Consider the following 13635-nt stretch of genomic DNA (forward strand, 5'->3'; position numbering starts at 1 on the left):
CCGATACCGCGCCCGGCGGCGCCGCTAGTGCCGCCGCTCCTGCTTCTGCTTGCAGTCCACGCACAGCGTGGCCCGGGGGAAGGCCTGCATCCTGGCCTTGCCGATGGGCTGCCCGCAGTTCTCGCAGAGCCCGTACGTGCCCGCTTCCAGCCGCTCCAGGGCCCGCTCGGTCTGCTCCAGCATCTGCGTCGCGTTCGCGGCGAGGGCCAGCTCGGACTCCCGGGTGATGTTCTTGGTGCCCGTATCGGCCTGGTCGTCGCCCGCGCCGTCGCCCGAGTCCCGCATCAGGCCGGCGATGGCCTGCTCCGAGGCGTCCAGCTCGGCGCGCAGCCGCAGCACCTCGCTGGACAGCTCGTCACGGGCCTCCGCGACCTCCGCCGGGGTCCAGGGGTCCTCCCCGGGCCGTACGGCGAGCTCGCCGGGCTCCAGGCCCGCCGCCGCGCCCTGAGCCTTGCCGTGCGTCTTGGGCAGCCCGCTGGTGGCCGTCGCGGCCGTCTTCCTGGCCGTGCCCGTGCTCTTCTTGGCAACCACTTTCCCGGCTCCCGTCTTGTGCGCGGCCTGCGCCGCCCCCTCGGCCGCGGCCGCCTTGGCCGTGACCTTCCCCGCGGTCGTCCTGCCGACGGCGGTCGCCTTCTTCGCGGCCGGCGTCTTCTTCGCCGGGACCTTCTTCACGGCGGCCGCCGTCTTGGCGGGCGCCGCCTTCCCGGCCGCGACCTTCCCGGCCACGCCCTTTCCGGCCGGGGCCTTCTTCGCCGGGGCCTTCTTCGCAGCCCTCTTCGGCGCGGCCCGCTTCGCCGCGGCCTCCTGCGCCACGATCTCCTTCACCACGGCCTCCTTCGCCGCGGCCGGGACCCCGGCGGGCTCCCCGTCACTCTTCCCGACGGCCTTCCTGGCAGTCCTCCCGGCAGTACTCCCGGCGGTCTTCTTCGCCACCATGGCCGCGGCCCCTTCACATACTGTGATCTTGCACGCGAATCGTGCCGGAACGATAAATCGCCTCCGGCCCAGCGGCAACGGGGCACGCGTCCCTCACCACCAACCTGCATCCGTTGTGCCCAGCGGGGAGCCCGGTAACCCGCCCCACCCGCCCCGCCGGATCCCGTACCGGCCCGTCGGCCCATTCGGGTCACCCCGCGGCCCTTGGCCACGCCGCGGCCACGCCGCGCCCTCGCCACGCCCGCGGCGCCCGTAAACCGGTCTGCCGAGCGGCGCCCCGGCCCGTACACTGGGCCCAGCGAAAGGCATGGATGGGGACGAGTAGCGTCGGACGCAGCCAGGAGCGACCCGGGGACGGTGAGAGCCCGGGGGCGAGCGCGACGTGAAGGATCACCCCGGAGCCGCCGGAAGAAAGCCCGCACGGATTCCGCACGGAGTCCCGCAGGGCGAGTAGAACCGGCTCGCGCCCCAATGAGGGGGCCCCCGGACCCGTCCGGAGGCCAAGGAGGGTGGTACCGCGGGAGCCGTCAGCGCTCTCGTCCCTCCGGACGGAATGACACCCCGCCGGAGGAAGAGTTCAGCCTCATGACCACACCGCCGCAGTACCGCCCGGTACCCGCCCAGGTCGACCTGCCTGCCCTTGAGCACGCCGTCCTCGACTTCTGGCGCGAGAGCAAGACCTTCGCCAAGACCCTGGAGCAGTCCGAGGGACGCCCCGAGTGGGTCTTCTACGAGGGCCCGCCGACCGCGAACGGCATGCCCGGCGCCCACCACATCGAGGCCCGCGTCTTCAAGGACGTCTTCCCCCGGTTCCGCACCATGCGCGGCTACCACGTCGCCCGCAAGGCCGGCTGGGACTGCCACGGCCTGCCCGTCGAGCTCGCCGTCGAGAAGGAGCTCGGCTTCAACGGCAAGCAGGACATCGAGGCGTACGGCATCGCCGAGTTCAACGCCAAGTGCCGCGAGTCCGTGACCCGCCACACCGACGCGTTCACCGAGCTCACGACCCGGATGGGCTACTGGGTCGACCTGGACGACGCGTACCGGACCATGGACCCCGAGTACGTCGAGTCCGTGTGGTGGTCGCTGAAGGAGATCTTCAACAAGGGCCTGCTCACCCAGGACCACCGCGTCGCCCCCTGGTGCCCCCGCTGCGGCACCGGCCTCTCGGACCACGAGCTGGCGCAGGGCTACGAGACGGTCGTCGACCCCTCCGTCTACGTCCGCTTCCCGCTGACCTCCGGCCCGCTGGCCGGCGAGGCGGCGCTGCTGGTCTGGACGACGACCCCGTGGACCCTGGTGTCCAACACCGCGGTCGCCGCGCACCCCGAGGTCACCTACGTGGTCGCCACGAACGGTGAGGAGAAGCTGGTCGTCGCCCAGCCGCTGCTGGAGAAGTCCCTGGGCGAGGGCTGGGAGGCCACCGGCCAGACCTTCACGGGCAAGGAGATGGAGCGCTGGACGTACCAGCGTCCCTTCGACCTGGTGGAGTTCCCCGCTCCGGCCCACTACGTCGTGAACGCCGAGTACGTCACGACCGAGGACGGCACCGGTCTGGTCCACCAGTCCCCCGCCTTCGGCGCCGACGACCTCGCGGTCTGCCGCGCGTACGGCCTGCCCGTCGTGAACCCGGTCCGCCCCGACGGCACCTTCGAGGAGGAGGTCCCGCTCGTCGGCGGCGTCTTCTTCAAGAAGGCCGACGAGAAGCTGACCGCCGACCTCGACGCGCGCGGCCTGCTCTTCAAGCACATCGCCTACGAGCACAGCTACCCGCACTGCTGGCGCTGCCACACGGCCCTGCTCTACTACGCGCAGCCGTCCTGGTACATCCGCACCACCGCCGTCAAGGACGCGATGCTGCGGGAGAACGAGAAGACCAACTGGTTCCCGGACTCGGTCAAGCAGGGCCGCTTCGGCGACTGGCTGAACAACAACATCGACTGGGCGCTGTCCCGCAACCGCTACTGGGGCACCCCGCTGCCGATCTGGCGCTGCGAGGAGAACCACCTCACCTGCGTCGGCTCCCGCGCGGAGCTGGGCGAGCTGTCGGGCCGGGACCAGTCGGCCCTGGACCCGCACCGCCCGTACATCGACGACGTGACCTTCACCTGCACCGCCGAGGGCTGCTCCCTCGAAGCGGTCCGCGTGCCGGAGGTCATCGACGCCTGGTACGACTCGGGCTCGATGCCGTTCGCGCAGTGGGGCTACCCGCACAAGAACAAGGAGATCTTCGAGAAGCGCTACCCGGCGCAGTTCATCTCGGAGGCGATCGACCAGACGCGCGGGTGGTTCTACACGCTGATGGCGGTCGGCACCCTGGTCTTCGACAAGTCCTCCTACGAGAACGTGGTCTGCCTGGGCCACATCCTCGCCGAGGACGGCCGCAAGATGTCCAAGCACCTGGGCAACACCCTCGAGCCGATCCAGCTTATGGATCAGCACGGCGCGGACGCGGTCCGCTGGTTCATGGCGGCCGGCGGCTCCCCGTGGGCGGCGCGGCGCGTGGGCCACGGCACGATCCAGGAGGTGGTCCGCAAGACCCTCCTCACGTACTGGAACACGGTCGCCTTCCAGGCGCTGTACGCCCGTACGTCGAACTGGGCCCCCTCCGCGGCCGACCCGGCCCCGGCGGACCGCACGGTCCTGGACCGCTGGCTCCTGTCCGAGCTCCACACCCTGGTGGCCGAGGTCACCGAGGCGATGGAGTCGTACGACACCCAGCGCGCCGGCAAGCTCCTGTCCTCCTTCGTGGACGACCTCTCCAACTGGTACGTCCGCCGTTCGCGGCGCCGGTTCTGGCAGGGCGACGCCTCGGCGCTGCGCACGCTGCACGACGTGGTCGAGACGGTGACCCGCCTCATGGCCCCGCTCACCCCCTTCATCACGGAGCGGGTCTGGCAGGACATGATCGTCCCGGTGACCCCGGACGTCCCGGAGTCGGTGCACCTGTCGTCGTGGCCGGAGTCGGACGCCTCGGCGATCGACCCGACCCTCTCGCAGCAGATGCTGCTGGTACGCCGCCTCGTGGAGCTGGGCCGCGCCACCCGCGCGGAGTCGGGCGTGAAGACCCGCCAGCCGCTCTCCCGGGCCCTGGTCGGCGCGACGGGCTTCGACGCGTTGTCGGCGGACCTCCAGGCCCAGATCACGGAGGAGCTGAACGTGTCCTCCCTGGCCTCGCTCTCCGAGGTCGGCGGGTCCCTGGTGGACACGACGGCGAAGGCGAACTTCCGGGCGCTGGGCAAGCGGTTCGGCAAGGGCGTGCAGGACGTCGCCAAGGCTGTGGCCGCGGCCGACGCGGCGGCGCTCTCCCTGGCCCTGCGGTCCGGCTCGGCCGAGGTGCTGGTGGACGGCTCGCCGGTCACCCTCACCCCGGAGGAGGTCATCATCACGGAGACCCCGCGCGAGGGCTGGTCGGTGGCGTCCGACTCGGGCGCGACGGTGGCCCTGGACCTGGAGATCACCCCGGAGCTGCGGCTGGCGGGCCTGGCGCGTGACGCGATCCGGCTGATCCAGGAGGCCCGGAAGAACTCCGGCCTGGACGTCGCGGACCGGATCGCCCTGCGCTGGTCCGCGTCGGACCCGGAGCTGGTGACGGCCCTGACGGACCACGCGGCGCTGATCGCGGACGAGGTCCTGGCGACCGACTTCGCCGCCGGCGACGCGGACGCGGACGCCGGCTACGGCGACCCCTTCACGGACGCCCCGCTGGGCCTGACCTTCCGCCTCCGCAAGGCGTAGCCCCGATCCCTGTGGCCCGGCCCCTCCCCTCAGGGGGGTGCCGGGCCACAGCCGTGTCTGCTCCCCGCCCCGCCCTTCCTCCGTTCCCCGGGCTCCGCCCGGACCCGCGCCTCACACACCGGCGGGGCTGGACTTGCCGGCGTTCGAGGCGCGGGGGTCCGGGGACAGAGCCCCGGCGAAGGCGCCGTACCGGGTACGGAAACGGGCCGGGCCCGGTGCCCCCGTGGGGGAACCGGGCCCGGCCCGAAGTGCTGCTGCCGCCGACTGGCGAGCGGCGCTTAGTTGTCGTCCTCGTCGATCAGGAAGCCCCGCATCGGCGAGGGCGCCTGCATCGGCTGCGGCGCGGCCGGCCGGACCGGAGCCATCGGCTGGGTCATCGCCGGGGACATCTGCTGCTGGCCACCGTAGGAGGGACCGGCGCCCATCGGCGACGGGCCACCCATCGGGGACGGACCACCCATCGGCGACGGGCCGCCCATGGAGTGCCCCATCGCACCGGCCGGAGCCATCGACGGGGTCGGCGACGGCGGCAGCGCCGGGCCGGCCGGGTTCCGCGGCGGGGCCAGGGAGTCGTCGGCCTGGGTCTCCAGCTGACGCAGCTGCGACTCCAGGTAGGACTTCAGACGCGTACGGTACTCACGCTCGAAGCCCCGCAGGTCCTCGACCTTGCGCTCCAGCGTGGCGCGGGCGGACTCCAGCGAGCCCATCGCGACGCGGTGCTTCTCCTGCGCGTCCCGCTCCAGCGCGTCGGCCTTGGCGCGGGCGTCCCGCTCCAGACCCTCGGCACGGCTGCGCGCCTCGCCGACGATCTTGTTGGCCTCGGAACGGGCCTCCGCGATCGCCTGGTCGGCGGTCTGCTGCGCGAGCGACAGGACGCGGGCGGCGCTGTCGCCACCGGGGCCCTGCTGCGGGAGCTGCGGCTGCTGCATCTGCTGCTGCATGGGCTGGCCCATGGGCTGCATCTGCTGCCCCATCGGCTGCATCTGCTGGCCCATCGGCTGGCCGAGCTGGTTCTGGCCGCCCATGGACTGCTGCGGCATGCCCTGCTGCGGCATCCCCTGCTGCATACCGGGCTGGCCGCCCATGGTGTGCTGCTGCATGGGGCCACCCATCGGGCCCGGACCCTGCGGTCCGTGTCCGCCGGGGCCGGCGGGAAGCTGCGGCTGGCCGCCGGGCAGCTGGGGCGGGCCCATCTGCGGCTGCTGCTGCTGCGGCGGGCCGGATATGGCCGCGGGCACGGGGGCGCCGGGGCCGCGCTGGTCCTGGGGTTCCGGCTTGCGCATGCCCTGCTGCTGCTGGTTCTGCGCGGCGGCGCGCGTGGCGGCCGCCAGCTTGGCGCGCAGGTCCTCGTTCTCGCGCAGCAGGCGCGTCAGTTCGGACTCGACCTCGTCGAGGAAGGCATCGACCTCGTCCTCGTCATAGCCTTCTCGAAGGCGGACGGTCGTGAACTGCTTGTTCCGCACGTCCTCGGGAGTCAGCGGCATGTCTTCTTCACCTCTACGTAGTCGTCGGCAGTCGGCAAGACCGTATCGGGACTGTCCCCGCGCGCGCGGAGAAGCTCATCGTTCACACGCTTCTCGCAGCGGTGCTCACGAAACTGATGAGGATGTAAACGATGATCATCAGAACGAAGAAGGACAGGTCGAGTGCCACGCCCCCGAGACGCAACGGCGGGATGAACCGCCGGAGAAGCTTGAGCGGTGGATCGGTAAGAGTGTAGGTGGCCTCCAGAACGACCACCATCGCCTTGCCGGGTGTCCATGAACGTGCGAACTGGAACACGTAGTCCATGACCAGTCGGAAGATCAGCACGATGAGGAAGCACATCAGCGCGATGTAGACGACCTGCAGTGCGACACCCATCCCGCGCTTCCCTCTCCCCTGTCCTCGCTCTGTTCCCGGTCCCGTATCTGACGGATCGGTCTAGCTTTGGTTGAAGAACCCGCCCTCCGCGATGCGGGCCTTGTCCTCCGCCGTGACATCGACGTTAGCAGGCGACAGCAGGAACACCTTCTGTGTCACGCGTTCAATGCTGCCGTGCAGGCCGAACACGAGGCCGGCGGCGAAGTCGACAAGACGCTTCGCGTCAGTGTCGTCCATCTCCGTGAGATTCATGATCACCGGAGTGCCCTCACGGAAGTGTTCCCCGATGGTACGGGCCTCGTTGTACGTCCGCGGGTGCAGCGTCGTGATGCGGTACGGCTCCCGCTCGGAGACGACCTTGGGCATGATCACGGGGGCGTTCTTCTCCAGGTTGGTGCGGTCAGGTGTGATGGATGCCACGGGGGCGATTCGTGCCGGACGTCCGCTTTCCACCGGCATCGGGGTGGGTTCCCGTTGCGCGGGGGGCTGTGCGACTCGTACCGGTTCGTCCGATACGGGCGATTGGTGCACGGGCTGCTGTCGCCGGCGATCCCGCTCCGGTTCCGGCTCGGGCTCGAACTCGTCGTCGGGGTCGTACCCCGGGTTGTCGTACCGGTCGTCCTCCACGAGGCCGAGGTAGACCGCCATCTTGCGCATCGCGCCGGCCATTCTCCGAGTCCTCCGCTCTGTGGTGGATCGCCCTGTCGCAGGTGTGTCGCTGTGTCACCAAAGTCACCAACTGCCCGCGATCCACGCGGTCTGCCCGCTCATAGACGGGAATGACCATATTTTCTGCTGTGGTCCGACTTTCTTCGCGACGTTACCCGAGCCGGGGTCTCGCGCCGAGTACCGCAGTGCCGACGCGTACATGTGTCGCACCGGCCGCAACGGCCTGTTCCAGGTCTGCGCTCATCCCTGCCGACACCATCGTGGCAGCCGGATGGTCCGCGCGCAGGCGGGATGACAATTCCACCAGCCGCTCGAAAGCGGCCTGTTCGCGGCCCGCGTACGGACCGGCCAGCGGGGCGACGGTCATCACGCCGTCGATCCGCAGTCCCGGGGCCGCGGCCACGAGGTCCGCCAGCTCCGGGAGCTGCTCGGGCGCCGCGCCCCCGCGGGTCCCGCGCTCGCCCGACTCGGCGTCGAGCGCGATCTGCACGAGGCAGCCGAGTTCGCGCCCGGCTCCCTCCGCGGCCGCCGAGAGCGCGGTGACGAGCCGGGGCCGGTCCACGGACTGCACCACATGCGCGTATCCCGCCACGGAACGGACTTTGTTCGTCTGCAACTGGCCCACGAAGTGCCAGCTGAGCGGCAGATCCGCGCAGGCCGCGGCCTTGGGGGCGGCATCCTGGTCGCGATTTTCCGCAACATGACGGACACCCAGCTCCGCCAGCAGTCGTACGTCGCTCGCGGGGTAGGTCTTGGTGACCACGATGAGGGTCACCTCCTCCCGTTCGCGTCCCGCGGCCGCGCAGGCGGACGAGATGCGTTCCTCCACCCGCGCCAGGTTCTCCGCGAGTTCCGACTTACGATCCGTCATTACCTAGTCCAACCAGACATATCCGGCAAGCCGCCCGGTCACCCGGTCACGGCGGTACGAGAAGTGGTCCCGCGACTCCAGTGTGCAGACCGGGGAGCGGTGCGTGTGCGCCACCCCCGCCTCCGCGAGCTGGGCGTGCACCCCGGCGACCACGTCGACGGCCGGTGTCCCCCAACTGGTCTCGGAGTACGCGGCCGGTACCACCTCCGCCACCGCGTCCCGCATACCGGCGGGAACTTCGTAGCAGCGTCCGCAGACGGCCGGGCCGGTACGGGCGGTCATCCGCCCGGGTTCGGCCCCGAGGCCGACCATCGCCTCGACCACCGCGGGAACCACTCCGGCGACCAGCCCGGGCCGCCCGGCGTGGGCGGCGCCCACGACCCCGGCGACGGGGTCGACCAGCAGGACCGGGGTGCAGTCCGCGGTGAGCACCGCGAGGGCGAGCCCCCGACGCGTGGTCACCACGGCGTCCACGGAGGGGATCGGCCGGTCCGCCCCCCAGGGTCCGTCGACCACCGCGACGTCCCGCCCGTGCACCTGGTTCATCCAGACCACCCGGTCCGGGTCGATGCCCAGCCCTTCGGCCGCGGCCGCCCGGTTCGCGAGAACGGCGGCCGGGTCGTCTCCGACCGCGCCGCCGAGATTGAGCTCCTCGTACGGAACGGCGCTCACCCCGCCCCACCGGTCGGTGAAGGCGAAGTGGGCGCCGTTCTCGATGTGCTGCCCCAGTGTCACTTCAAGAAGTCCGGAACATCCAGCTCTTCGGCCGGGCTGTCCTGGTACGGACGGGCCGTCGGGACCTGCGGGGCCGCCGGCATCGCGGACTCGGCCGGGGCCGGCTCGACCGGGACCTGGATGTCCTCGCGCGGGGTGACCGTGCCGAGTCCGCCGAAGGCCGGGCGGACCGGCTCGGGAGCGCGGACCGGCGCCGGGGCCGGCTCCTCGCGCTTGGTGGACGCGGCGCCGATGACGTTGTCCCGGCGGGCCGGGGGCTGTCCGCCGTCGAACCCGGCCGCGATGACGGTGACCCGCACCTCGTCGCCGAGCGCGTCGTCGATGACGGCGCCGAAGATGATGTTCGCCTCGGGGTGCGCGGCCTCGCTGACCAGCTGCGCGGCCTCGTTGATCTCGAAGAGACCGAGGTCCGAGCCACCGGAGATGGAGAGCAGCACGCCGCGGGCGCCGTCGATGGACGCCTCCAGCAGCGGCGAGGAGATCGCCATCTCGGCGGCGGCCACCGCGCGGTCGTCGCCGCGGGCCGAGCCGATGCCCATCAGGGCCGAGCCGGCCTCGGACATCACGGACTTGACGTCGGCGAAGTCGAGGTTGATCAGACCCGGGGTCGTGATGAGGTCGGTGATGCCCTGGACGCCCGAGAGCAGGACCTGGTCGGCCGACTTGAAGGCGTCGAGCACGCTGACCTGGCGGTCCGAGATGGACAGCAGCCGGTCGTTGGGGATGACGATGAGGGTGTCGACCTCTTCGCGGAGCTCGGCGATGCCGTCCTCCGCCTGGTTCGCGCGGCGCCGGCCCTCGAAGGTGAACGGCCGGGTGACCACACCGATCGTCAGGGCGCCCAGCGAGCGCGCGATGTTGGCGACGACAGGTGCGCCGCCCGTTCCGGTGCCGCCGCCCTCACCGGCGGTGACGAAGACCATGTCGGCCCCCTTGAGGACCTCCTCGATCTCCTCGCGGTGGTCCTCTGCCGCCTTGCGACCGACGGCCGGGTTGGCTCCGGCGCCGAGGCCCCGGGTGAGTTCGCGGCCGACGTCGAGCTTGACGTCGGCGTCGCTCATCAACAGCGCCTGGGCGTCGGTGTTGATGGCGATGAACTCGACGCCCTTGAGACCGACCTCGATCATTCGGTTGATGGCATTGACACCACCGCCGCCGACACCGATGACCTTGATGACTGCGAGGTAGTTCTGCGGTGCTGCCACGTCGAAGGCCTCTCGCCTCGAGTTACGTGTCGCCGCCTCGCGGGCCTGCGTTGCGACGACTGATGCCGAAATAGGGACGGTCCGAACGCGCCGACCCGAACCCTAACCCTGAAGTTTAGGGTTAAGACTGTGTCTGTTCCTTGGACTCTTCCGAACAGGACACTAAGTCGACAAGTAGCGCGTGTTCAACGAACACGCCGAACCTCCCGTTTTTCTTTTCACCCTATGTGATCACCCGTATCGCTGGCCAACCAGGGTGCTTCGGTGTTGGATCCGACGTCAACTCCCGGACACCGCCGGGGCGGTGGGGACGCTCACGTCAAAGTGGTCAGCCTTGGGCGCGGCTTTCAGCAGGGCGGTGAGCGCACGGCCTTTGGCCTCACCCAGTTCGCCGCTGCCCCACACCACGGTGCGGCCCTTGGTGAGCTCCAGAACGACCGAATCGTAGGACCGCACCTTGACCTGCACGGTTTCCCGCCTGACCGCCGCCGGGAGGCCGCCGGCGATGCCGACGGCCTCGTGCAGCAGCCGCTCCTCGTCGAAGCGGCGGCCGCTCGGTGACCGCTCGGCGTCCAATTCGAGGACCGGAACGCCCCCGGGTGCTTTCGCAACCGTGTCGAATCGCACACCGGTCGCGTCCACTTCGACGAACTCGGTGCCCTTCTTGATGAGAAGGACGGGTTTGCGCTCCGTCACCTTCAGCCCGATCCCGTGCGGCCAGGCCCGCACCACGTCGACCGAATCGATGCGGGGCAGCCGGCCGCGCAGCCGGGCCGCGATCTCGTCGGTGTCGACGCTCACCAGCGGGGCCCCCAGCGGTACGGCCGCCGCGGCCACCACCTGTTCGGAGGTGAGCACCTCGGTGCCGCTCGCGCCGACCTTCTCGACGCGCAGCCAGGAGGAGCCGTAGAGCACCCAGCCGACCGCCGCGCCGAGCAGCAGCACGACGACGGCGAGCAGGGCCAGCGCGGGGCCCCGGCGCAGGCGTACGCCGGGGCCCCGCGGGCCGGATCCCTTCGACGACTTCGGGGGCTTGGCGGAGCCGGAGCCCTTGCGGGCAGCCCCGGGTCCGCCGCGCTGCGCTGTCGTCGCTCCGGCCACTCCTGTGCCTCCTGGATTAGCGGTTCCTGTGGGCCGCGATCGCCTCGTACACCAGGCCGACGAGAAGGTCGTCGGCGTCCCGGCGGCCGAACTCGGCGGCGGCGCGGGACATCTCGTACAGACGGTGCGGGTCGGCGAGCACCGGGAGGACCTGGCCGAGCACCCAGTCGGGCGTCAGTTCCGCGTCGTCCACGAGCAGGCCGCCGCCGGCCTTGACCACCGGCTGGGCGTTGAGCCGCTGTTCGCCGTTGCCGATCGGCAACGGTACGTACGCGGCGGGCAGCCCGACGGCGGAGAGTTCGGCGACGGTCATCGCGCCCGCGCGGCACAGCATCATGTCGGCGGCGGCGTACGCGAGGTCCATCCGGTCCACGTACGGTACCGGCACATACGGCGGCATCCCGGGCATGTTGTCGACACGCGGCAGTTCGTTCTTCGGCCCGACGGCGTGCAGGATCTGGATCCCGGAGCGCTGGAGGGTCGGAGCGACCTGCTGGATGACCTCGTTGAGGCGCCGGGCGCCCTGAGAGCCGCCGGAGACCAGCAGCGTCGGCAGGTTGGGGTCCAGGCCGAACGCGGCGCGCGCCTCCGGGCGGACCGCGGCCCGGTCCAGGGTCGAGATCGAGCGCCGCAGCGGGATGCCCACGTAGCGGGCGCCGCGCAGCTTGCTGTCGGGGGTGGAGACCGCGACGGCGTGCGCGTACCGCGAGCCGATCTTGTTGGCCAGGCCGGGCCGGGCGTTGGCCTCGTGGACGATGATCGGCACCCCGAGCCGCTTGGCGGCCAGGTAGCCGGGCAGCGCCACGTAGCCGCCGAAGCCGACGACACAGTCAGCCTTGGTACGCGTGAGGATCTCCTCGGCCGCCTTGATCGTGCCGCGCAGCCGTCCGGGGACGGTGATCAGCTCCGGGGTCGGCTTACGGGGCAGCGGCACGGCGGGGATCAGACCCAGCTCGTAGCCGCGCTCCGGCACCAGACGTGTTTCCAGCCCGCGCTCCGTGCCGAGGGCGGTGATGCCCACGGAAGGGTCCTGCCTGCGCAGGGCGTCCGCGAGGGCGAGCGCCGGCTCGATGTGGCCGGCGGTCCCCCCACCGGCGAGTACGACATGCACCGAAATTCACCGCTCTCCGGACGGACGCTTCTTGACGCGCCGTCTCATCGACTTCCATATCGGCCCGGTCCGCTTCCAGCCGGATTTCGGCTGTCGCATCGCGAGCGCCGCTCGCGCCGCCGGCTCCTCACGCGCGAAGGCGATGAGCAGTCCGACCGCGAACATGGTCGGCAGCAGGGCCGACCCTCCGTAGGAGAACAGCGGGAGCGGGACCCCGGCGATCGGCAGCAGACCGAGCACCGCACCGATGTTGATCACGGCTTGCGCCGTGATCCAGGTGGTCACGCCTCCCGCGGCATACCGTACGAAGGAGTCCTCCGTGCGTCCGGCCACGCGGATACCCGCATAGCCTAGAGCCGCGAACAGGGCGAGCACCGACAGCGTCCCCGCCAGCCCCAGTTCCTCCCCGGTGATGGCGAAGATGAAGTCGGTGTGGGCTTCTGGCAGTTGGCCCCATTTTTCCACACTCGCACCCAGGCCCGAACCAAACCATCCGCCGGACGCGAGGGCGTAGATCCCGTGCACGGCCTGCCAGCACAGGTCGTTCTTGCCCGGCTCGGTGGCCCCGAGGCAGGCCAGCCGGTCCATGCGGTGCGGGCTCGTCTTGATCAGCAGTGCGACGATCACACCCGCGAACGCCAACACTGCCACGAACATCCGCGTCGGGGCACCCGCCAGCCACAACAAGCCGAAGAGAATGGCACCCAGGATCATCGCGGTGCCCATGTCCCCGCCGAGCATGATCAGCCCGAGGAGCAGGAACGCCACCGGGACCAGCGGCACCAGGAGGTGCTTCCACTGGCTCAGCAGGCCCTTGTCGCCCTTGCGGGCCAGCAGGTCGGCGCCCCACAGGATCAGGGCCAGTTTGCCGAACTCGCTGGGCTGCAACATGAACGGACCACCAAGGGAGATCCAATTCTGGTTGCCGTTGATCGCGACCCCTATCCCGGGGACCTGCACCAGGACCATCAGGAACAGGGTGCCGGCGAGCACCGGGTAGGACAGCGCCCGGTGCAGCTTCACCGGCATCCGGGAGGCCACCAGCAGCAGTCCGGCGCCGATCAGGGCCGCCAGGAACTGCTTCTTGAAGAAGTACGCGTCCCCGAGGCCCAGCTGGAGCGCCTTGATCATGGACGCCGAGTAGACCATCACCAGACCGAGCACGGTGATGAGCAACGAGCTGCCGAAAATCAGGTAATACGCGGTCAGCGGCCGGTCCCAGGCCTTGCGCAACCGCAGTTGGGTACGCCGGAGCCCGGTCAGCGGCCCGCGCCGGGCGGGCCGCTTCGCAGTCGCCGCGGGGCGCCCCCGGCCCTGTGCCTTCACGGCAGGTGGGCGCCGCCCCGGCAGCACTTGTCTGGCCGGCATCTGTGATCATCCCCTCCACTCGTGCGAGGCGAGCAGCC

General features: G+C 70.8%; 11 protein-coding genes. 1 reads left to right on the forward strand and 10 read right to left on the reverse strand.

Annotated elements, in window-relative coordinates; translation table 11 throughout:
- Positions 1–24: 24 nt before the first annotated feature.
- Positions 25–825 carry a TraR/DksA family transcriptional regulator gene (locus OG982_RS06930; RefSeq protein ID WP_323139235.1) on the reverse strand — a complete coding sequence of 267 codons (801 nt, stop codon included), beginning with the start codon at positions 823–825 and terminating at the stop codon, positions 25–27.
- Positions 826–1521: 696 nt separating this feature from the next.
- Here OG982_RS06930 and ileS point away from each other — a divergent pair.
- Positions 1522–4674 (forward strand): isoleucine--tRNA ligase, encoded by a 3153-nt coding sequence (gene ileS, locus OG982_RS06935; RefSeq protein ID WP_266788823.1) that lies wholly within the window; start codon positions 1522–1524, stop codon positions 4672–4674.
- A gap of 278 nt (positions 4675–4952) precedes the next feature.
- Here the strand turns inward: ileS and OG982_RS06940 are convergent, their stop codons facing one another.
- The 9 genes from OG982_RS06940 to ftsW form a co-directional block, all read right to left on the reverse strand.
- Positions 4953–6158, reverse strand: a complete 1206-nt coding sequence (locus tag OG982_RS06940) for a DivIVA domain-containing protein (RefSeq protein ID WP_266788821.1) — start codon at positions 6156–6158, stop codon at positions 4953–4955.
- An 82-nt stretch (positions 6159–6240) separates the two neighbouring features.
- Complete coding sequence (locus OG982_RS06945) at positions 6241–6537, reverse strand: YggT family protein (protein ID WP_073774433.1); 297 nt, start codon at positions 6535–6537, stop codon at positions 6241–6243.
- Between the two features lie 60 nt (positions 6538–6597).
- A complete protein-coding gene (locus tag OG982_RS06950) occupies positions 6598–7206 on the reverse strand; it encodes a cell division protein SepF (protein WP_266788817.1) in 609 nt (202 codons plus the stop codon).
- A gap of 151 nt (positions 7207–7357) precedes the next feature.
- Entirely contained in the window at positions 7358–8077 is a 720-nt protein-coding gene (locus tag OG982_RS06955; RefSeq protein WP_266788815.1) for a YggS family pyridoxal phosphate-dependent enzyme, read from the reverse strand.
- 3 nt (positions 8078–8080) lie between these two features.
- A complete protein-coding gene (pgeF, locus tag OG982_RS06960) occupies positions 8081–8812 on the reverse strand; it encodes a peptidoglycan editing factor PgeF (RefSeq protein WP_266788813.1) in 732 nt (243 codons plus the stop codon).
- On the reverse strand, positions 8809–10017 hold the full coding sequence (gene ftsZ, locus OG982_RS06965) for a cell division protein FtsZ (protein WP_266788811.1): 1209 nt from the start codon (positions 10015–10017) through the stop codon (positions 8809–8811). The genes pgeF and ftsZ overlap by 4 nt, the downstream gene beginning before the upstream one ends.
- A gap of 279 nt (positions 10018–10296) precedes the next feature.
- Entirely contained in the window at positions 10297–11118 is an 822-nt protein-coding gene (locus OG982_RS06970) for an FtsQ-type POTRA domain-containing protein (protein ID WP_323139236.1), read from the reverse strand.
- A gap of 16 nt (positions 11119–11134) precedes the next feature.
- Positions 11135–12229, reverse strand: coding sequence for an undecaprenyldiphospho-muramoylpentapeptide beta-N-acetylglucosaminyltransferase (gene murG / locus OG982_RS06975; protein ID WP_266788809.1), 1095 nt, complete (start codon positions 12227–12229; stop codon positions 11135–11137).
- 6 nt (positions 12230–12235) lie between these two features.
- The gene (gene ftsW / locus OG982_RS06980; protein ID WP_266788808.1) at positions 12236–13597 is read right to left on the reverse strand and encodes a putative lipid II flippase FtsW; all 1362 of its coding nucleotides are present in this window, start codon (positions 13595–13597) and stop codon (positions 12236–12238) included.
- Positions 13598–13635: the final 38 nt, after the last annotated feature.

It is taken from the genome of Streptomyces sp. NBC_01551, assembly GCF_026339935.1.
GTDB lineage: Bacteria > Actinomycetota > Actinomycetes > Streptomycetales > Streptomycetaceae > Streptomyces.